21 protein-coding genes and 1 pseudogene are annotated in these 20306 nt (G+C 65.6%); 7 read left to right on the forward strand and 15 right to left on the reverse strand.

Going from position 1 to position 20306, the window contains the following annotated elements; all coding sequences use genetic code 11:
* Positions 1 to 245: 245 nt before the first annotated feature.
* The 5 genes from ACH49N_RS22025 to ACH49N_RS22045 form a co-directional block, all read right to left on the reverse strand.
* Positions 246 to 1271, reverse strand: a complete 1026-nt coding sequence (locus ACH49N_RS22025; RefSeq protein WP_358274796.1) for a zinc-binding dehydrogenase — start codon at positions 1269 to 1271, stop codon at positions 246 to 248.
* Positions 1247 to 2767, reverse strand: coding sequence for a phosphonate ABC transporter, permease protein PhnE (phnE, locus tag ACH49N_RS22030; RefSeq protein ID WP_397504774.1), 1521 nt, complete (start codon positions 2765 to 2767; stop codon positions 1247 to 1249). Before phnE ends, ACH49N_RS22025 begins: the two co-directional genes overlap by 25 nt.
* Before the next feature lie 68 nt (positions 2768 to 2835).
* Entirely contained in the window at positions 2836 to 3639 is an 804-nt protein-coding gene (gene phnC, locus ACH49N_RS22035) for a phosphonate ABC transporter ATP-binding protein (protein ID WP_358274793.1), read from the reverse strand.
* Between the two features lie 2 nt (positions 3640 to 3641).
* Positions 3642 to 4610, reverse strand: coding sequence for a phosphate/phosphite/phosphonate ABC transporter substrate-binding protein (locus tag ACH49N_RS22040; RefSeq protein WP_358274792.1), 969 nt, complete (start codon positions 4608 to 4610; stop codon positions 3642 to 3644).
* A 64-nt stretch (positions 4611 to 4674) separates the two neighbouring features.
* A complete protein-coding gene (locus ACH49N_RS22045) occupies positions 4675 to 5397 on the reverse strand; it encodes a phosphonatase-like hydrolase (RefSeq protein ID WP_358274790.1) in 723 nt (240 codons plus the stop codon).
* A 107-nt stretch (positions 5398 to 5504) separates the two neighbouring features.
* Here ACH49N_RS22045 and ACH49N_RS22050 point away from each other — a divergent pair, with 107 nt between their 5' ends.
* Entirely contained in the window at positions 5505 to 6218 is a 714-nt protein-coding gene (locus ACH49N_RS22050; RefSeq protein ID WP_358274788.1) for a GntR family transcriptional regulator, read from the forward strand.
* Between the two features lie 74 nt (positions 6219 to 6292).
* Entirely contained in the window at positions 6293 to 7420 is a 1128-nt protein-coding gene (locus ACH49N_RS22055) for a TIGR03364 family FAD-dependent oxidoreductase (protein WP_358274786.1), read from the forward strand.
* A gap of 32 nt (positions 7421 to 7452) precedes the next feature.
* On the opposite strand, the gene ACH49N_RS22060 is transcribed toward ACH49N_RS22055, so the two are convergent.
* From ACH49N_RS22060 to ACH49N_RS22070, 3 genes are all read right to left on the reverse strand, one after another.
* Positions 7453 to 7656, reverse strand: a complete 204-nt coding sequence (locus ACH49N_RS22060; RefSeq protein WP_159926624.1) for a zinc-ribbon domain-containing protein — start codon at positions 7654 to 7656, stop codon at positions 7453 to 7455.
* A gap of 93 nt (positions 7657 to 7749) precedes the next feature.
* Entirely contained in the window at positions 7750 to 8169 is a 420-nt protein-coding gene (locus tag ACH49N_RS22065; RefSeq protein ID WP_358274784.1) for a type II toxin-antitoxin system VapC family toxin, read from the reverse strand.
* Positions 8166 to 8393 carry a FitA-like ribbon-helix-helix domain-containing protein gene (locus ACH49N_RS22070; protein WP_358274783.1) on the reverse strand — a complete coding sequence of 76 codons (228 nt, stop codon included), beginning with the start codon at positions 8391 to 8393 and terminating at the stop codon, positions 8166 to 8168. Before ACH49N_RS22070 ends, ACH49N_RS22065 begins: the two co-directional genes overlap by 4 nt.
* 134 nt (positions 8394 to 8527) lie before the next feature.
* Between ACH49N_RS22070 and ACH49N_RS22075 the strand changes: the two genes are divergently transcribed.
* The gene (locus ACH49N_RS22075; protein WP_358274782.1) at positions 8528 to 9064 is read left to right on the forward strand and encodes a DUF488 domain-containing protein; all 537 of its coding nucleotides are present in this window, start codon (positions 8528 to 8530) and stop codon (positions 9062 to 9064) included.
* A 39-nt stretch (positions 9065 to 9103) separates the two neighbouring features.
* Here ACH49N_RS22075 and ACH49N_RS22080 read toward each other — a convergent pair whose 3' ends face one another.
* From ACH49N_RS22080 to ACH49N_RS22090, 3 genes and pseudogenes are all read right to left on the reverse strand, one after another.
* A complete protein-coding gene (locus tag ACH49N_RS22080) occupies positions 9104 to 10612 on the reverse strand; it encodes a protein adenylyltransferase SelO (RefSeq protein ID WP_358274814.1) in 1509 nt (502 codons plus the stop codon).
* Positions 10613 to 10695: 83 nt separating this feature from the next.
* Entirely contained in the window at positions 10696 to 10974 is a 279-nt protein-coding gene (locus ACH49N_RS22085; protein WP_358274781.1) for a hypothetical protein, read from the reverse strand.
* A 298-nt stretch (positions 10975 to 11272) separates the two neighbouring features.
* Positions 11273 to 11428 (reverse strand): annotated as a pseudogene (locus tag ACH49N_RS22090) (DUF4193 family protein); the annotation flags it as partial.
* Positions 11429 to 11640: 212 nt separating this feature from the next.
* Between ACH49N_RS22090 and ACH49N_RS22095 the strand changes: the two are divergent.
* Entirely contained in the window at positions 11641 to 12033 is a 393-nt protein-coding gene (locus tag ACH49N_RS22095; RefSeq protein ID WP_358274779.1) for a DUF2267 domain-containing protein, read from the forward strand.
* An 11-nt stretch (positions 12034 to 12044) separates the two neighbouring features.
* Here the strand turns inward: ACH49N_RS22095 and ACH49N_RS22100 are convergent, their stop codons facing one another.
* Entirely contained in the window at positions 12045 to 13100 is a 1056-nt protein-coding gene (locus ACH49N_RS22100) for a putative sulfate exporter family transporter (protein ID WP_358274777.1), read from the reverse strand.
* A 101-nt stretch (positions 13101 to 13201) separates the two neighbouring features.
* Between ACH49N_RS22100 and ACH49N_RS22105 the strand changes: the two genes are divergently transcribed.
* On the forward strand, positions 13202 to 14107 hold the full coding sequence (locus ACH49N_RS22105; protein ID WP_358274776.1) for a LysR family transcriptional regulator: 906 nt from the start codon (positions 13202 to 13204) through the stop codon (positions 14105 to 14107).
* A 10-nt stretch (positions 14108 to 14117) separates the two neighbouring features.
* Here ACH49N_RS22105 and ACH49N_RS22110 read toward each other — a convergent pair whose 3' ends face one another.
* The 3 genes from ACH49N_RS22110 to ACH49N_RS22120 all read right to left on the reverse strand — a co-directional run bounded on the left by ACH49N_RS22110 (position 14118) and on the right by ACH49N_RS22120 (position 17378).
* Positions 14118 to 14849: a sulfite exporter TauE/SafE family protein gene (locus ACH49N_RS22110; protein ID WP_358274774.1), complete on the reverse strand. Its 732-nt coding sequence runs from the start codon at positions 14847 to 14849 to the stop codon at positions 14118 to 14120.
* 40 nt (positions 14850 to 14889) lie between these two features.
* Complete coding sequence (locus ACH49N_RS22115) at positions 14890 to 15918, reverse strand: phosphotransacetylase (RefSeq protein ID WP_358274772.1); 1029 nt, start codon at positions 15916 to 15918, stop codon at positions 14890 to 14892.
* 89 nt (positions 15919 to 16007) lie between these two features.
* Positions 16008 to 17378, reverse strand: coding sequence for an aspartate aminotransferase family protein (locus ACH49N_RS22120; protein ID WP_358274771.1), 1371 nt, complete (start codon positions 17376 to 17378; stop codon positions 16008 to 16010).
* 219 nt (positions 17379 to 17597) lie between these two features.
* Here ACH49N_RS22120 and ald point away from each other — a divergent pair, with 219 nt between their 5' ends.
* Both ald and ACH49N_RS22130 read left to right on the forward strand, forming a co-directional pair.
* Positions 17598 to 18719 (forward strand): alanine dehydrogenase, encoded by a 1122-nt coding sequence (gene ald / locus ACH49N_RS22125; RefSeq protein ID WP_358274769.1) that lies wholly within the window; start codon positions 17598 to 17600, stop codon positions 18717 to 18719.
* 105 nt (positions 18720 to 18824) lie between these two features.
* Complete coding sequence (locus ACH49N_RS22130; protein WP_358274767.1) at positions 18825 to 20294, forward strand: PLP-dependent aminotransferase family protein; 1470 nt, start codon at positions 18825 to 18827, stop codon at positions 20292 to 20294.
* The last annotated feature ends 12 nt before the right edge of the window (positions 20295 to 20306 follow it).

Consider the following 20306-nt stretch of genomic DNA (forward strand, 5'->3'; position numbering starts at 1 on the left):
TTACTCATGGCACCACAATCCTTTGCTGACTCAGAAACAGTTCCTATAGATGATCTACAGCAACTGGGTCTTGTGTCAACCATCACTTTCCGCGACCCCCACCCCGGCCCACGGAAACACCTGCTCAACGCCCGGACGGCCGAGACATCTCGTCAGTTGGAAACTCGAGGGGCTGCATGCGCTGCAGTCTCATGTGCGAGAGCCCTTCAGAGGCAGCCCGTCAAGACGCACACCATTGCAGACGGTCAGGCGTTCTGCGGTGCGACAGACGAACGAAGAATGCCCGGCGGCGTCGGCTTCAGGACGCGCCCCAGCTGATCGAGTGGCACTGGTGCGTCGACCAACTTCGCCCACGGGTAGCTCTCGCGGGTGGCGTCGAGAAATGGCACCGCTTGAGCGAGGTGCCGCGGCTCGTAGTTGTGGACGCCTGTGATCGTCAGCCATTGCCGCACTACGGTTTCGGGGTCGATCGCTATCGGTGGCCCGGGCGCAACCGAACCGGTGAGGACGAGTCGACCACCGGTGTCGAGCCGGCTCAGCGCGGCCTGCACCGCGGAGGAGGCGCCGGAGAAGTCGATGGCAACGTCGACGTGATCGCCGTCGTCGTCGACCGCTCCGAAAGCCCGAGCCTGATCTTGGCGTCCGGTGTCGCGATCGATCACCCGGACCGACGCGCCACGTTCGCGGGCAGCCGCGGCCGCGGTGACACCGAGCATGCCGGCGCCGACGATCAACACCCGCCTGTCCTCCAGGGAACCTGCCGCTTCCAAGGTGGCCATCACGGTCGCCGTCGCGCACGCAGCCGGGGCGGCTACCGCGTCCGGCATCGAATCCGGGACGTGAGCGATCGCGGTGCCGAACGGTAGAACGATGTGCTCGGCGTACGACCCGCTCAGCACCCACCGACCCTCCGCACGCTCGTGTCCCACCTTGCGAACGTCGGTGCATTTGGCGGTGAACCCGATCGCGCAACGGGCGCATCGACCGCACGGGACGGTCACCGACCACACGATGCGGTCCCCGACGGATGCCGGGGCGGCACCACCCCCCACGGCGACCACCCGCCCGACTGCTTCGTGCCCGAGTATCGACGGGCAGGGTGCAGAGCGACGACCGGAGACGGTGTGCAGGTCACTGCCGCACACCGTCGCCAGAGTGATCTGCACCAGCAACTCTCCTGGCTCCAGGTTCGGGATTGCCACGTCACGGACGTCGATACCGTCACGGGTCCACACCGCGGCACGCGTCACACCAGCAGTGATCTGATCCATCCGGAGACCCTTTCGACGATGTATACGACTACGAAGATGACCAGCACGATCGCCCCGGCGACCTCGAAGTTCAAAGTCCGGATGGACTCGAAGAGCAGGAAGCCGACACCGCCTGCACCGACGACGCCCAGAATGGTGGAGGTGCGGATGTTCACATCGAGCAGATAGAGGCTCGACCCCACGATCGACGGTATCGCCTGAGGCACCACTGCACTGAACAGCCTCTTCCACCATCCGCCACCGACGGAAGTCACGGCGTCGAGTGGTCCTGGGTCGATTTCTTCGACAGCGTCGGCAACGAGTTTGGCGAGGAATCCGATCGACCCGATCGCCAACGCGCAGGTGCCTGCGACGGGTCCGAGTCCAAGGGCCGCAACGAACACCACAGCGAGGATGAGCTCGGGCACCGCGCGCACGACCAGAATCCACCATCGTGCAACCCAATACACGGCCGGGTGCGGGGTGACGTTGCGTGCGGCCAGGATCCCGACCGGAATCGACAGCACGACGCCGATCGCGGTGGAGACGACACCGATGGCGACGGTCTGAATGGCGGCGTCGAGCAATTCGGTTCCGAGGGAGGAGAAGTCGGGTGGCGCCATGCGGCCGAACACCTCGATCGACGGACCGACCCACGTCACCAGAATTCGCGGGTCGATTTCGAGCACGACGAACGACGCGACAACAGAGAGGCCCAGCGCCATCGACGCACCGATGCGCATGGCTCGATCCCCGTGCGGCCCGGCTTCGGAAGGCACGAGCAACATACGCCGAAGAGCAATCGCCACCAGTTCCATCACCGCGATGATGGCCAGAATGATGAGCACGATCCCGAGCGCCCGCGGATAGATCAGGCCCCGCAATGCGTCCTGCAGCGCGAAACCGATACCTCCCGCGCCGACGAAACCGAGGACGACCGACATGCGCAGGTTGATATCGATGCGATAGATGAAGGCACCGATCCACGCGGGAACCACCTGCGGGAGGACGGCATTGATCATCTCCCGTAGAGGACCGACACCGGTGGCGCGGATGGCCTCGCGCGGCCCGGCATCGGTCTGCTCGATGGCGTCGGCGAACAACTTTCCGAGCATGCCGATCGAGTGCAGCGCCAATGCGAGGACCCCCGGCACGACCCCGATTCCGAGCGCACGCACGAACAACACGGCGAACAGCAGATCGGGCATCGCCCGGCAGAACGTAATCACGGCCCGAGCAACGTTGTACACCAACGGATGCGGGGCGGTGTTCCGCGCGGCGAGGAAGGCCAGCGGAACGGACGCGATCGCCGCGAGGACGGTACCGAGTACGGCCATGAGCAAGGTTTCGAACGCGAGCGAAACGATGCGGCCTGGGTCGTCGACCCGCGGCGGAAGCATGCGCGCAAGCAGACGCTGAACATCTTCGAGACCCTCGACGAGGGTGGTCGGCGCGAAATCGATGTAGCCGGCCGACAGGATCGTCAGGACGAGAGCAGCCACACTCAGCGCGGGCATCAACCACCGTCGACGGGAATCGGCGGCGACAAGAATCGTTTTCGGTGTGGGTGGGCCGAGGGTGGTGGTCATGCCGATGCCGCCGACACGGTGTTCACCTCGGGTGTGATGCGCTGATAGATCGGCATCACCTCCTCGCGCTGCAATCCCGCTGCGGGTCGGTCGAGAACGACTTCACCATCGCGCAAGCCGACAAGGCGGTGCGCCCAGCCGAGCGCGAGATCGACTTGATGCAGCGTGCACACGACAGTCAGTTGTTCTTCGGTGCACACCCGGTGCAACAGGTCCAGGACCACACGCGCGTTCTCGGGATCGAGCGAGGCCACGGGTTCGTCCGCGAGGACGATGCTCGGTCGCTGCATCAGCGTCCGAGCGATGGCGACGCGCTGCTGCTGCCCGCCGGACAGAGTGTCCGCTCGACGCTCGGCGAAATCCGCGAGCCCTACCCGGTCGAGGCACCGCATGGCCTCGGCGCGCATCGCCTTCGGATAGGTCAGCGCACCGTAGCGGGGAAGTGTCAGCCGCCCGAGACCACCCGTGAGTACGTTTTCGAGACAGCTGAGGCGGCCGACGAGATTGAAGTGCTGGAAGATGAAACCGACATTCTTGCGCAGGTCGCGGACCTGCCGACGCGGCGCGGTGTCGACGCGGGTGCCCAGGGCGGTGATGCTGCCGGCAGTGACAGGGTGCAGCCCATTGATGCACCGCAGCAGTGTCGACTTGCCCGAGCCCGACAGGCCCAGCAGTACCAGCATTTCGCTGCGGTGCACGTCGAGGTTGACGTTCCGCAATGCCGTCGTCGAACTGAATCTCTTGGTGACGTCGCGTGCGCTGACGACGACGGTGTCACTGTGATCGATATGCGTGAACATGCTCAGCCCTGGCACTTCTCGGAGCCGGTGACCTCGCATACGTGGCGGACGCCGTCGTAATCGCTGTCCTGCGCCGGTACGACGCCCCAGGCACGCTCGTCGGTGATGCGGCATTCCTCGGAACAGATGCCGTCGGCGATGAACGCGTCGGAGTTCATACCCTCGCTGAACACCTTCTCGAGCGTGTCAATCGCTTCGGTCCCGAGTGCGTTGTTCGCGGCGAACAACGATCCGGCGATCATCTCGGATTCCCACACCGTCTTCAGCTCACCCGGCGCGAGCTCTCCGTTGTCGATCATCGTCTTGTCGACCATCGTGTCGAAGGCGAAGCCGGCGTCGCAGTCTCCCGCCTTGACCGCGAGCGCGGACGCGTCGTGCCCACCGGCGTAGATCGGCGTCACACCGGCGGAGATGTCGGCCTCCGATCCGGACGCCACGACGCCTTCCTCGATGAGGCCGGCCGAGGGGTACAAGAACCCGGACGTCGAACTCGGGTCGACGAAGCACACTTTTTTGCCTGCATAGTCGGCGAGACCTTTGACCGTGGTGTTGTCCGAGCGAGTGATCCCATAGGACTGGTATCCGGGAGGTGTTCCTTCATCCTTGACGACGGCACCGAGCGGGGTCATCTGCGCGCCGTTGAGGCCGGCCACGACGTAGGCGAACGGACCGAAGAATGCAAGGTCGACGTTGCCCGCGATCAGACCTTCGACGACGCCCGCGTAGTCGGATGCCTGTACGAATTCGACGGTGGCTCCGGTCTCACGCTGCAGGCGTTCGATCACCGGGTCGTAGCTGGCTTTCAGGTCGGTCGAGTTCTCAGCGGGAATGGCAGCGAGGGTGAGGGTTTCGGGGAACCCTTGTTCGGTGGTGGCCTCAGCGCCGGAACTGGAGCAGCCGGAGGCGACCAGCGCGGCGACGGAGAGCAGCGCGGCGGTGATACCGGCGCGGCGGGGGGCGATGGCGTTCATGGTTCGTGGTCCGTTCGGTGAATGTGTGCGAATGACGGGGCGTGAAGCGTCAGCGCGGAGAACCTCAGGGCAGTACGAGAGCGGGCAGATCCGCGACACTGTCGAGAACGTGGGTTGCGCCTGCGCCGCGAAGCTCATCCTGCGAATGGGCGCCGGTGAGCACACCGACGAGTACAGAGGCGCCTGCGCGGAGGCCCGACAGAATGTCGCTCGAGGTGTCACCGACGACGATCACGTTCGCGATGTCGCTGACCTGGTTGCGTAGGGCGGCAGTGAGAACGAGGTCGGGGTGCGGGCGTCCGCGGACTCCCGCACCCGGCGCCAGGTAAGCATCTGCGATGCTCTGCCATCCCAGGGCGTCGAGGATGCGGTCTTGTGTGGCTGCGGAGAAACCCGTCGTCAACGCCACTGCGATGCCTGCCTCGCGGAGACAGGTAATGGCCTCGGCGGCACCGGCGATCGGCGTGACACCATCGTCGATGCGTGCGTCGTAGGCGGCTTCGAAGGCGGTGTTGGCGGCCTGGGCGCGGTCTTCGTCGCCGAACAGTGCGCGGAAGACCTCGATCTTGGACTGGCCCATCGTGTCCACTACGTACCGACGGGCGTCGTCTCGCTCGACACCCGTCTCGGCGAGACCGACAGCGGTCGCGGCGGTGTCGAATGCGGCGATGACGAGGCCGTCGTCTGCGACGGTGGTGCCGGCCATGTCGAGGACGACGAGTTCGGTCGCGGCAGTGGACGGAGTGGTCAGTGCGCTGCGCACGGCAGCGGCGGTCGAGTTCGGCATGGCACACACAGTGCCGTTTGGTATAGACCAAAGCGGTGTAGTCGAGTGAAGCTCCGGTGAACGCTCGATGAAGAATTGGTCTAGACCAAAAGTGATAAGGTGATCTCATGGTTGTCGACGCGGAACCTCGGATTCTCAAGCACCAGATCGTGCGCAAGAACCTCGACGCATTGCTCGAGAACCTCGCGCCCGGTGATCCGTTTCCGTCCGAACGCGAACTCGCCGTGCGGTACGACGTCGCTCGGGAGACACTTCGGCAGGCTATTCGCGAACTTCTCGTGGCGGGCCGGATCGAACGGCGCGGACGTGCGACGGTGGTTGCCGATCCAAAAGTAGTGCTTCCCTTGGCCATCGGTTCGTACACCGAAGCCGCACGCGAAAAAGGTCTGTCGGCCACACGTATTCTGGTCGGCTGGAGCGTCGAAGAGGCGGACGACGGGCTCGCCGAACTGCTGCACATCGACACCGGCTCCGCCGTCGTGCAGTTGGAACGCGTCTTCACCACGGGCGACACCCGAGTCGGATTGGAGACCACGCGTATACCGGCTCACCGTGTCCCGGGTCTGATCGAGGAATTCGATCATCGCGCCTCGCTCTATGCTGAACTACGGGCGCGCGGAATCATTTTCGGTCGCGTCGTCGACACCATCGAGACCGTGCTGCCCGATGCGCGAGAGGCTGCGCTGCTGACCGTCGATACCAGGACGCCGATGTTCCTGCTCAATCGTGTGTCCTACGACGACGGCGGCGTACCTATCGAGCAGCGGCGATCGCTCTATCGCGGTGACCGCATGACCTTCACCGCGGTAATGGATGCCTGAAACGACTGCAGTTTTCCGTGCCCCACTCGGCCCGAACCACCGAACCACGTGAGACGAAGAGAGACGAATTCGATATGACAACACCACCGACCTACGACGTCATTGTTGTGGGCGCCGGGATCGTCGGGCTCGCCCACGCGTACCACGCCCGGGAGCGGGGACTGACGGTGGCGGTGGTCGACCAGGCAGACGCTGTCGCGGGGGCCTCCGTCCAGAACTTCGGACATGCCTGCATCACAGCCCAGTCCGGTCCCGCATTTGCCTACGCGGAGGCCGGTCGCCGACACTGGCTCGATCTGTCGAGGAAGGCAGGATTCTGGGCGGCGGAGACGGGAACACACTGCGTTGCCCGCCACGAAGACGAGTTCGCGGTTCTGCGGCAATTCGCAGAGAAGCACGGTCCGGACCGCGCGCAAGAGCTCGACCGCCGCCAGATCCTCGACCGAATACCAATCTCCGGGGAAGACGTCATCGGAGGGATGTACCTGCCGATGGACTTTCAGGTGGATCCACGCCAGGCCGCTCCGTCGATCGCGAAGTGGCTGGAGCAGTCCGGCGTGCGTTTCCACTGGCGCACGGCGGCAACGTCTTTCGACGCCGGTACGGTCTACACCTCCCGCGGGCCGCTCCGGGCGAACACGATCTTCGTGACCGTGAACCACGACATCGACCGGCTTTTCCCCGATCATGCCGAGCGCGGTGGCTTGGTACGGTGCCGGTTGCACATGATTCGCGCCACCCTGCCACTCCGCTTCCCGCTTCCGACGCCGCTGTTCACGGGCTGGTCCCTGCTTCGGTATTCCGGGTTCGACAGCCTCCCGGCGACCGCGCTCGTGGCGGAAAGGCTGCGCACACAGTTTCCCGGCTATGTGGATCTGGACTTGCACCAGATGTACACCCCGCAACCCGACGGCTCGATTCTCATTGGTGATACTCACATTCGTGAGATCACCGCGTCGCCGTTCCAGAGCGAGGCCGGATTCGAGGTTCTGCTCGCCGAAGCCCGGAAGTTGTTCGGAGTGGACGTGATCGACGTCAGCGAGCGATGGCAGGGCGTATACAGTTCCGCGGCCGGTTCGGAGTTCCTTCTCGCGGAACCCATCAGTGGCGTCCACATCGTCACCGTCACCACAGGAATCGGCATGACCACCAGCATGGGTTTGGCCGAATCAAGTGTCACCCGCGTACTCGAACCAGTGTGAGGGCGCGAACTGCGGCTACTCTGCCCGGTGGGTCAGACCTCGACGGCGGTGCCGCAGATGCCACATTCCTCGAATTGCCGGCGATTCCAGCGTGCGACGGGAACGAAAAACAACGTGAACTGCTTGGATTCCCGCATCCGTGCCCACTGTGTGGTGTTGTGACAGCGCGGGCACGTTCGCGTCTGCCCCGAGCCGAGGTGTTGCCGCTTGGTGCCGAAACCGAATAGTAAGAACACCGCACCAGCATAGAGCGGACCTCAGTGACGGTCATCCGCTGGCAGATCAGAAGTTATCGCCCGGTCGACGGATTTTCACACCGAAGTCTGGCCTCAGAATTTCGATTCCCACGGGTTGACGCATCGGACGCCGAGCGGCTCGAAGTCCTTGGTGTTGCGCGTCGCAACGATCATCTCGGCGGCCTGCGCGACGGCGGCGATGAGAGCGTCGTCGAACGGCGCATGCTCGGGCACCCGGTAGGTGGCCAGCACGCGTGCGGCCGGCAGATCGAACGGGAGAACTCGGTCGGCGAAGGCGGGCAGGACCCGCTCGTCGAACCACCGGCGCAGGACCCTTCCTTGCGCCGGGTCGGAACGCTCCTTGGCCACCACGCCCCGCTCGATCTCGGCAATGGTCATGGCCGTCGCGAAAAGGTCGGCCACCGGCACCGATGCCGACCAGGCCTCGACCGACCTGTTGCATCCCCGGACACGCAGCGCGGACACGACATTCGTGTCCAAGACGTACTTCACAACTCTGCAGTTCGGGCGGTCAGACCGAGGCGTCCGGGCTCGAACTCGATCTCGGCACCCTCATCGGTACCCAGCAGGTCGACGAGCGTGACCGGCTCCCGTGCGAGGGCCTCGGCGAGGATCTCGCGTACCTCTGCTTCGACCGACCGGTGATGCTGCTCGGCGCGCGCCCGCAAGGCGGCCTTGGTTCCCGCGGGAAGGTTGCGAATCAGGATCTGTTCCACTGTGACCACCTCCGATATCACACCAACGATATCACCTGAGAGTGTCGGTGGACGGCGACCCGGACCCTGCATTCACCGACTCGTAATATCACCACCAGCGCTCCGAATCCGTTCCCCGCAGAGGAGGCGAGACGATGTTGTTCTCGGTGGGGCACGGCCGACTCGGCCGGGAAGATATGACGACGCTGCTGGAGACGGCAGGCGTGGAAGCGGTAGTCGACATTCGTCGATATCCCGGCAGTCGTCACAACCCCGACGTCAGCAGTGAGGCGCTCACGCAATGGTTACCGCACGCGGGAATCGACTACCGCCACGAACCGCGGCTGGGCGGGCGCCGGCACCTTCCGCCCGGCGAGGAGCGGGAGGACCCCTGGTGGCAGGTCGACCAGTTCGCTGCGTACGCGGCGTATACCCGCACGACCGAGTTCGCTGACGCCTTCGCCGAGTTGGTGGAGCAGGCGAGTCGGCAGCGAACGGCGATGATGTGCAGTGAGAGTGTGTGGTGGCGTTGCCACCGCCGCCTCGTCGCCGACGTCGCCGTCCTCGCCCACGAGGTCGAAGTCGAGCACCTCATGCACGACGGCCGGCTAACTTCTCATCTGCCTGCGGCGGGTGCTCGCGTCCGATCCGACGGACGGGTGGTCTGGGACTGTGCCCGAGCATCGTCGTGAACGACCGCGAACCGCTCGGCGTGGCCATGGGTCCGTAGGTCAGGTGCCGCAGAAGGTTTGGAAGGTATCGCTGAATGCACGCGGTGCGGGCGTGGTGTAGTCGGACCACTCGTCGCGGTGGTCGAACGGATGCGTAACAACCTCGAGCAGCTTCTCGAACGGAGCGAGATCACCGCCGGTCGCGGCGCGCAAAGCAGCATCGACCTGATGGTTGCGCGGGATGTACAGCGGGTTGACGCTGTCCATTGCAGCTGCGGTGTCAGCTGCCCCGAGCCCGTCTGCGGTCAGGACGCCGCGCCAGCGTTCCAACCATGACCCGATGTGCTCGCGCGGTACTTGCTCGCCGAGAGGCGTCGAGTTCCCGCGTAGCTCCTCCGCGAGAGCGCGGAAGGTGCCCGTCCAGTCGGCACCGTGTTCCTCCATCAGCGTCAACAGGTCGTCGATCAACGCACGATCGGTGAGCGTGCCGACTACACCGAGCTTTGCCGCCATACCCGCCGAGTAGTGGCGGTCGTACCGCTCGTCGAAGGTGTCGAGGACCGCCGTGACCGCGGTAATCGCGTCATCCACCGTCGAATCGACAAGCGTCAGCATGGTTTCCGCGAAGCGCGCCAGGTTCCACTTCAGGACGGCGGGCTGGTTGCCGAACGCATAGCGGCCGCCGTGGTCGATCGAACTGAACACTGCAGCCGGATCGAATGCGTCGAGGAAAGCGCACGGACCGTAGTCGATGGTCTCCCCTGAAATGGTCGTGTTGTCGGTGTTCATCACCCCGTGCACGAACCCGGTGAGCATCCACTGCGCCACCAGTGACGCCTGAGCCTCGACCACCGCCTCGAAGAACGCCAGGTAGCGATTGCCGTGACCCGCCTCCGGCAGTTCGGTCAACTCCGGGTAGTGGCGGGCGATCGCGTAGTCGGCGAGGGGCTGCAACACCTCACCCCGCCGCACCGCGAATTCGAAGGTGCCGACCCGCAGGTGACTGGCCGCAACCCGGGCTAGCACGGCACCGGGCTCGGCGCCGTCTCGAAGAACGTGCCGACCGGTCGCCACCACCGACAGCGCGCGCGTCGTCGGGACGCCGATGGCATACATCGCCTCGCTGACCAGGTATTCACGCAGCATCGGGCCCACAACAGCGAAACCGTCGCCGCCCCGCGAGAACGGTGTGCGCCCCGAACCCTTGAGATGTACATCCACGCGGCGGCCGTCACCGTTCTTCACTTCACCGAGCAGTAACGCCCGACCATCCCCCAGGAGGGGTACGTAGCCACCGAACTGATGGCCGGCATACGCCATCGCCACCGGCTTGGCCCCAGCCGGGGCCGTCGACCCGGACAGGACTGCGACCCCTTCCTCGCTTCGCAACGCCTCTATATCCAGCCGCAACGACGCAGCGAGCTGCTCGTTGAGCACGAGCAACTTCGGGTCGGGCGCCGGTGCGCCCTGCCATGGCACCGTCAGGGCGTCCAGCTCGTCGGCAAAGGAGCTCTCGAGGCCGGCCATCGCAGCGGTAGTGCCGACCGTGAAATCCGGGATTGCCATCATTCGAGAATAACCACCGCCCGACTCGGACACCGCTCTTGTCATCGCACCTCCTCATCCACGGCGGTACGGCCGGATCGCGGCGCTCATGTGATCGCGCCGAGTTCAGCCCCGTCGCGGGGCACCAGTTCGAACCAGGCGCTGGTGCCGCCGCGGATATGCGGCTCCGGGTAGCACAGGGCCAGCGACCGCTCCTCGAACGCGGTGAACCACTCGTCCCAGGACAGGCGCTCCAACCCGGTGACGGCCCCGAGGAAGTCGATCCGCAACTGTCCCGCACTGTCCCGCGCAGGAGCCCCGTGATGCGCCTGAACCCACCGGCGAATCTCGTCGTGATCGGTGGTGATGTGCGGTGCGATGGTCATCGCGCTCGTCCTCCTCGCGTCCTGCCTGCGTCTCGCCCCCTGCCTACAGGCGTTGCCGTCGGCGCGGTGAAACGAAACGACGAAGCCGGGAATGTTCCGGGGGCTCGCGCCGCGCCGACGGTGACCGCCGACCGCACCCACGGTGAGGTGGGCTTTTCGCGGCGCCGCCCTCGTCTTCTCGGGGACGGCAGAATCCGATCATAACGACCTTTCATCCCCACTGGCCAGGGCAAAAGGTCACCAGCGCGCACGCCCGGCCGAGGCCGCTGTTCCAGGTCCACTGCGGCGGATAGATCGATCAATCGGCGCAGTCGCGGCAGGTCATCCGTCCCTCGGCACGCTCGGCCAACCGGCTACGGTGATGGACGAGGAAGCAACTGGTGCAGGTGAACTCGTCACTTCGCTTCGGTACCACCTTGACCATGAGCTCTTCACTGGGCAGGTCGGCGCCCGGAGCTCGGCCATGCACGCACCGCAATTCTCGAGGTTTGATGACCAGCTCGGGTGGGTAGGGCGCAAGCATGGCGTCGAAGAGGCTCCCGGCCCGAAACCGCTCCATAGATGAGACTCCACCGGCACGTCCGACCGCTGGTCCCAGGCGAACTCCGGGAACGCCCTTCGAAGACCCACAGAAGAGAAGGCCCACAGAAGAATGGAGGAGCACAGATGAACCAGGAAGAGCTCGTTTCCGCAGTGCGCAGCACCGCAGGAATCGATACCGTCGAGCACGGCGAGGCCGCTATCCGGGCGACATTGCGGGTGCTCGGCCAGCGTCTGTCCGGTGGTGAGACCAAGGATCTCGCCGCACAATTGCCGCCGGCGTTCACCGATACCTTGCCCGCTACCGGGCCCGGCGAGCGGTTCGGAGTCGATGAGTTCTACGGGAAGGTCGCCGAGGACGAAGGCCTGGGGTGCAGTAAAGAACAGGCCCGTCAGCACGCGCGGGCGGTGCTGGCCGCACTGAAGGCGTCCGTGACGGGCGGTGAGTTCGACGACGTGGTGGCCCAGCTTCCCGACGAGTACGCGGATCTCCTCGGTACCGGACCCGTCCAGCACTGATGCCGCGGTAGTCACCCCACCAGAAGAACACCGACCAGCGCGATCGAGGCCACCCAGACGGTGGAGATGCCCGCCAGCACGAAGGGCCGCGCACCGACCTTCTTGATCGTGGCGATCTGGACGCCGGCGCCGAGGGCGAACATCGCGGCGGTGAGCAGGGCGGTCTGCACGATCTTGGCCTCGGCGAGCAGGCCGGCGGGCAGCAGGCCGGACGACCGCAGGCCGACGCAGGCGAGGAACGCGAGGACGAAGAGCGGGACGAGCGGGGGCCGCTTCACGTCGGCGTCGGTGCCGGCGAGTCTGCGCTGGCGCAGGCTGAGAACGGCCATGACCGGGGCGAGCATGAGGACTCGCGCGAGTTTGACCACCGCGGCGACGCCGAGGGCGGCACCGCCGATCGCGCCGCCCGCGGCGACGACCTGCGCAACCTCGTGGATGGAGCCCCCCGCCCACAGGCCGGCGTCGGTGTCGGAGAGTCCCAGCGCCCGCGACAGCAGCGGAATCGCGGGGATCATGAGCGTGCCGAAGATGACGACGAGCGCGACCGCGGTGATCACCTCTTCCTCGTCGGCGTCGACGACTCCGTCGACCGCTGCCACGGCGGCCGCACCGCAGATCGAGAATCCGCAGGCGATGAGCAGACGCTGGGTCCAGCTGAGGCCGAGCAGCTTGCCCACGAACATCGTTCCCACGATGCCGAGACAGACGATCGAGACGACCACGACGATGACGCCCCAACCGAGTCCGAGGATGTCGCTCAGCATCAACTGGAGTCCGAGGAGCGCGATACCCACCCGCAACAATTTCTTGGCGGAGAACTGCAGTCCCGGGCGCAGGCGTCCGGGCAGATGCACGACGTTCGACAGAACGGCGCCGAGAACGATGGCGATGAGCAGCGGGCTCACCGTCGGAAGGAACCGGCCGACACCCATCGCGATGGCGGTCGCGACGGCGCACAGCGCCAGACCCGGCAGGAGAGTGGCCGTAGCGTTGTGCAGTCGCGGCAGCGCGGCGGGGCTCGGGGCGCGCTGTTCCTCGGACTTCGATTCCCTCAGCTGACTACTCATACGTCTACGGTCGATCAGAATCGACATTTGCGGTAGCCGTCAGTTCGGCATGGGCACATATCAGATCGATATGTCTTGCGCGCAGGCCATATACTGAATGCATGTCCCGCAAATGGCCCGACTTCGCCGTGCTCGAGTTACTCGTCGGCGTCGACGACCATGGAAGTCTCGGCGCCGCCAGTAGACTCGCTGGAATGGCCCAGCCGAACGCGAGCCGCGCCGTGAAACAACTCGAGCGCCAGTTCGGCATGACACTGCTGCAGCGCAGTCCGACTGGCTCCACGTTGACCCCTCAAGGCACGGTGATCGCGCACTGGGCTCGCCGGGTTCTCTCCGATACCCGCCGACTGCTCGATGTGGCGGACGGATTGCGCGCCGAACGCACCGCCGAACTGACGGTCGCCGCCAGCATGACGGTGGCAGAGCACCTGATGCCGGCCTGGCTGGGCCAGTTCCGCAGCCAGCACCCGGACGTCACCATCCATCTGCAGGTGCATAATTCGACGCAGGTGTTCGACCGGGTAGCCGGCCGGACGTGCGACGTCGGGTTCGTCGAATCCCCCTCGGTGCCGAGACCCCTGAAAAGCCTCACGGTGGCGCGTGACCGGTTGGTGGTCATCGTTCATCCCACCCATCCGTGGGCGCGCAGGCGTAAAGCACTGTCCGTAGCCGAGTTGGCCATGACGCCCCTACTTGCCCGTGAACCGGGCTCGGGTACTCGCACCACGCTCGATGTGGCCTTACAGGAATACGACAGGGCGGCACCGCTCCTCGAACTCGGCAGCGCCGCCGCCATTCGCACCAGTGTGCTGGCCGGGGTCGGCCCGGCGGTGATGAGCACACTCGCCGTGGCGGAGCAGGTGGAGGCCGGCGAGCTGAAGGTGATCGACGTGGAGGGTCTCGACCTCGACCGCGTACTGCGCGCGGCATGGCGCGGACCCCGTCAACTCGACGATCCCGCAGGGGAACTGGTGCGTCTGGTCCGCCGGGTCGGGATCGATCGCTGAGCCCGCGTGCCTAGCCGACGGTGAGGGTCACCGCGCCTGCGGCGATCACCAACACGATGACGGCAGAGCGGAATACGCCCGGCGGCAATCGCCGGGCAATCGCCAGTCCGATGAGGTTGCCCACCAAGGCAGCGAGCACGAATACCGGAAGGCGTGGCCAGATCATCGACTCCGTCACCTCGTCGCGAAACCAGAGAATTGCCAACGCCATGACATTGGCGACGATGAAGTAGCCCGCGAGATCAGCGATGAAGGACAGTGGCGGCAGCCGCGCCCGCATGAGCAGCAGCACGGGGGGTGGTCCGTTGAGAGATGTGGTGGTTCCGAGATATCCGCCGACGGCCCCGGTGAGCGCCAGCGCCGGGGTCGACGGCGTCCGTGGTGTCTCCGTCCGCACTGGAAGAGCCATGGCGACTCCGCACATCATGACCAACGCTCCCGCAGCCGGTTTCAAAAATTGCTCCGGCAGCATGCTCAGCGTGACGGCACCCAACCACGCCCCTGGCAGGCTGCCGGCTCCCAACAACGCCACTCTGCCCCAATTGATCTGGTTCCGCAGCTGATATGCCGCGCTGAGGCGGGTGACCAGTCCCGCGACGAGGTTCACGAACACCACCTCGGCGACGTCGAATCCGGCCATCAACATGACCGGGGTCGCGATGAGGGCCGTTCCGAATCCGGTGGCGCCACCGATGACCGAGGCAATACCGATACAGAGGGCACCCAGTATCAGCATCGCCATGGTGAATCCCTTCGTTCGGAGGCCTCGGTGACGAGGTCGATCAGGTGGCCAGCGATTGGATCGCACTCACCAGAGACATCAACTCGATGTCGCTGCTGCTGCATCCGCGGGACAGATCGTTCCACGGCGCCGACAGTCCCTGCAGAATCGGTCCCAGCGCTGTTGCGCCACCGAGCCGCTGCGCGATCTTGTATCCGATGTTCCCGGCGTCGAGATTCGGAAAGACCAGGACATTCGCGCGGCCGGCGACCCTCGAATCCGGAGCCTTCGACGCCGCGATCTCGGCGACGAGGGCGGCATCGAACTGAAGATCTCCATCGACGTGCAGGTCCGGGTCACGCAACCGCACCCGCTGCACCGCCTCGCGGACCTTCTCCACCCGCGGGTGGCTGGCACTGCCCTGCGTACTGAACGACAGCATTGCCGCGACGGGCGGCTGCTCGGTGAGCTGGAAGTGGGTGGCGCTTGCGGCCAGGGCTATATCCACCAGTTCATCGACGGTGGGGTCGGGCACAACGGCGCAGTCGGAGAACGTCAGCTGCCTGCCGTCCGGTAGCAGCATCAAGAACGAACTCGACAGGATGCTCGAGCCCGGTGCGAGACCGACGATGCGCAATCCGGCTCGCAGCACGTCGGACGTCGGCCTGCTCGCCCCCGCGACGCAGGCATCGACCATTCCCGCGCGTAAGGCCGCCGCGGCGAGGCACACCGGGTCGGACAGCGCCGACTCGATCCGATCGGGGTATTTGGCGAATCCTGATTCGACGGCGTCGCGGATCATGGGGTCGGCGGCCGCCTCGGCGAGGTCGATGACGAGTTCCTCGGCGAGGGGGATACTCGCAGCCTCGGCGATACGCCGGATGAAATCCCGCCGCCCGAACAACCTGGGGGAGACGACACACTTGTGGTGCAGGTGGTGGGCCGCACGGATTGCGCGTTCGTCTTCTCCGTCCGCGAGACCGACGACGCGATTCGCCCCTCTCAGGGTGGTGATCCAGTGGTCGATCAGCGACGGATCCTGTACTCGTGCAGCGTCAATGAGTGGTACAGCGGTGACGCTCGGGGCCATGGCCTCGCTCTCCCATCACTACGAAGAGGGGTGGCGGTCGTCGAACCCGACGACCGCCACCCGCTGGAACTCGGGGAACGTATCGTTCCCTACGGCTGGATTGCCTTCTCGATGTCGGTGAGCATGCTGTCGATTCCGTGGAGCAGCTCCGAGAGCACCTCGTCGTCGGCGACGAGCGGCGGCGAAATCATCAGCATCGTGGCACCACGGTCGTCGCCGCGGAGAATGACCTTGGTGCGGGCGAACGCCTCCGGCAGCACCTTGCGCAACACCGTCAGCGACTCCTGCTCGGTGAACTCACGGCCGCTGTCGCTGTCGGCCATCAGTTCGATCGCGTAGAAGAAGCCGGTGCCGCGCACGTCCTTGACGCAGCGGTGCGCGTTCATCAGCGAGTCGAGTGCCGACCGCAACTTCGGCCCACGCGCGGTGACGTTGCCCAGCACGTTCTCGTCGCGCATCGCGGTGATGTTGGCGACCGCCACCGCCGTCGACACCGGGTGTCCGCCCCACGTCGCGCCGTGCGTGAATACGCCGCCCTTGGGCGAGTCGTACAGCTCGCGGACCAGCTGCTCGCGGACGATCAGGCCGCCGAGCGGGGCGTATCCGGAGGTGGACCCCTTCGCGAACGTGATCATGTCGGGCACCACACCGGTGAGCCCGTGCCCGAACCAGTGTCCGAGGCGGCCGAACGAGCAGATCACCTCGTCCGAAACGAGCAGGATCCCGTGCCTGTCGCACAGCGCGCGCAGCGCGGGCCAGTACCCGTCCGGCGGAACGAGGGCGCCGCGCCCGTTCTGAACCGGCTCGGCGAACACGGCTGCGATGGTCTCGGCGCCCTCTTCCTCGATGACGGCTTCGATCGCGGCGATGCAGTCGAGCTCGTTCGCCGGGCCGCAGTCGCCGAGGTAACCGAGGGTGTTGGGCACGGAGCGAACCCCGGGCAGCAGCGGTCCGAACGGGTCTTTGATCTTGGGCAGCTGCGTCACCGAGAGCGCGCCGAGAGTGGTTCCGTGATACGCCATCTCGCGACTGATGATCTTGGTTCGCTGGGGGTTGCCCTGGCTGCGGTGGTACTGCCGGGCGAACTTGACGGCCGTTTCCACCGCCTCGGATCCCGAGTTGACGAAGAAGGTCGTCCCGAGATCGCCGGGCGCGAGGTCGGCGATGAGCGCGGACGCCTCGATCGCGGGAATGTGGGCGCTGCCCCAGTTCGAGGCGTACGCCAGCGTCCCGATCTGCTCGCTCGCCGCCTTGGCGATGTCGTCGCGGCCGTGACCGATGTTCACGCAGAACAGGCCTGCCAGACCGTCGAGGAAACGGTCCCCCTCGGTGTCGATCAGATAGCTGCCCTCGCCACGAACGAACACCGGGAAGTCGCTGTCCCAGGTGTCCTTGCGGGTGAAATGAGGTCCGAGGTGCCGGCGGGCCCGTGCTCGCAATTCGGTGACGTCCACGACCATCTCCTTCGTTGTCGAATGGCTGTGATCCACACCATACGGACGGCGCGGACCGCAGGTCAGGGCCAGAAGAGCGGTATTCGATGGGTCCAGACTGGTCCCGATAGCCGACGCAAAACTGGTCCTTCTGGTCCCATGCCAGAGTGATCCAGACTTCGTTATCGCCCCGGCACCACGACTTGTGGACGGAGCAGTGATCAGCCCAGCCAACGGAGGTCTCAGATGAGGATCGGTATCCCCAAGGAAGTCAAGAACCACGAGTACCGGGTAGCGGCCACTCCGGCCGGAGTGCACGAACTCGTCACTCACGGACACGACGTGTTCGTGGAACGTGGTGCGGGAGAGGGATCGTCGATCGGAGACGACGCCTATGGCGCCGCGGGGGCAAAGATCCTCGACACGGCCGACGCCGTCTGGCAGAGCGCCGAACTGGTCCTCAAGGTCAAAGAGCCCATCGCGGAGGAATACCACCGGATGCGTTCGGACCTCACACTGTTCACCTACCTGCACCTCGCTGCGGGTGAAGAGTGCACCCGCGCCCTGCTCTCTGCGCGAACCAATTCCATTGCGTACGAGACCGTTCAACTTCCCGACGGGTCACTGCCCCTGCTGTTCCCGATGAGTGAGGTCGCCGGCCGGCTCGCGCCACTCGTCGGTGCACAGGCACTCATGCGCCCCGAGGGTGGCCGAGGCGTACTCATCGGCGGGGTGTCCGGTGTGCTGCCTGCCCGCGTCGTCGTCATCGGCGCCGGCGTGTCGGGTATGAACGCCGTCGCGGTCGCCGCCGGCACCTGGGCGGACGTCGTCCTGTTCGACAAGAACGTCGACAAGCTCCGCGCCGCCGATCGGATGTACCAGGGCCGGATCCGCACCCTCGCCGCCAACGCGTACTCCATCGAGCAGGAGGTCATGCAGGCCGACCTCGTCATCGGCGCCGTGCTCGTCCCCGGTGCGAAGGCCCCGAAGATCATCTCGAACTCGCTGGTCTCCCGGATGAAGCCAGGCAGCGTTCTCGTCGACATCGCCATCGACCAGGGCGGGTGCTTCGAAGATTCGCGTCCCACCACCCATGCAGACCCCACGTTCCGGGTCCACGACTCGGTGTTCTACTGCGTGGCGAACATGCCCGGAGCGGTGCCGCACACCTCCACGCATGCGCTGACCAACGTCACCCTGCCCTACACGTTGCAGATCGCCGAGAAGGGACTCGCGCGCGCCGCGCGGGAGAACGCCGCTCTCCGCGCGGGCGTCAGCACGGTCGCGGGGCGGCTCACCAACGATGCGGTCGGCGTCGCACTCGGAATCGAGTCGATCGGCGTGGAAGAAGCGCTCGACCTCGTCTGATTCCACCCGCCGGCCCGGCATACTGAGGAGTGCTCACCCGAGAACTTCTCGGCGTGCCGGGCCGGCCTCGTCGTCAGCCCGCCGTTGATGTACAGGAGGCGATGCGTGCCGAGAACACTGATCGAGGTCGACCGCACTTCCACCGAGCCGCTCTACCGTCAGGTTCGGCGGGCGATCGAGCACGGCATCGCCAACGGACTCTTCGATCCACGTCACCGCCTTCCGAGCTCCCGCGAGCTTGCCGTCGACCTGGCGATTTCGCGGAACACGATCAATCTCGCCTATCAGGAGTTGATCGCGGAGGGTCTGGTCCAGAGCCATCAGCGGTCGGGCATGTTCGTGAATCCCGACATGATCGAGACCCTGGCATCCGACGCGCGCGCGACCATCCCACGCATCGACTGGTCCACTCGGATAAGGCGTTACGCCGACGTCGACGTTCCACACATCGAGAAGAATCTCGACTGGCACAGTTATCCCTACCCCTTCCTGGCCGGCCAGATCGACATCCGGAGCTTCCCCGCCCGCGCCTGGGTGCGCTGCCTCCGTGACGCGCTGTATCAACCGCACGCCTACGCGAGCCTTCAGGACAGCGTCGGAGCGGACGACCCGATGCTCATCGACATGATCCGCCAGCACCTGCTGCCGTCCCGCGGAATCGAAGCAAGTGCGGACGAAGTACTCATCACCGTCGGATCACAGCAAGGCCTGGACCTCGTCGGGCGGGTACTGCTCGGCCCGGAACACCGCGTGGCCATCGAGAACCCGGGCTATCTCGATGCCCGGCACATCTTCCTGCGCACCGGCGCCCAGGTGTACGGCATCGACGTCGACGAGCGCGGCCTGCGCCCACCGGACACTCTGCGCGGCACCGATCTGATGTACCTGACGCCCAGTCACCATCATCCGACCAACGCGACCCTCGGAATCGACCGGCGTCAGCACCTGCTACAACTCGCCGCCGAATCCGGCACCGTCATCGTCGAGGACGACTACGACAGCGAATTCCGCTACCACGGCAGTCCCAGCCCGGCACTCAAAGCACTCGACTCCAGCGGCGACGCCGTGTATCTCGGCACCTTCTCGAAATTCCTGGCACCCGGACTGCGCCTCGGTTACCTCGTCGGGCCCGCCGACCTGGTCCGCGAACTGCGCAATGCCCGCCGGTACGTGCTGCGCCACCCACCCGGCCATCAGCAACGCGCCCTGGCCATGCTGATCGACAGCGGCGAGTACCACCGTGCACTGCGACACCACCGCAGCCAGATGAAGCACAAATGGGAACGCCTCTGCGCGGCCGTCGACAAGTACCTTCCCTGGCCGCAGGAGTCGTATCCGCCCGGTGGCGTCAGCCTGTGGATGACCGGGCCCGAGAACCTCGATTGCCGGGTCCTGGTGCGCGAGGCGGAAACCCGCGGAGTCCTCATCGAACGGGGTGACATCTTCTACACACAGCCCGTGCCGCCGCGCAACAACTTTCGAATCGGCTACGGAGCGATTCCCCTACGCTCGATCGAAGAAGGTATCGCGCTCCTCGGCCAGGCGTGCCAGGCGAGTTTCCGCCACTCACGGTAACTGCGCGGCGAA

Source organism: Rhodococcus sp. NPDC019647 (genome assembly GCF_044389235.1).
Taxonomy (GTDB): Bacteria; Actinomycetota; Actinomycetes; order Mycobacteriales; family Mycobacteriaceae; genus Rhodococcus_F; species Rhodococcus_F oxybenzonivorans.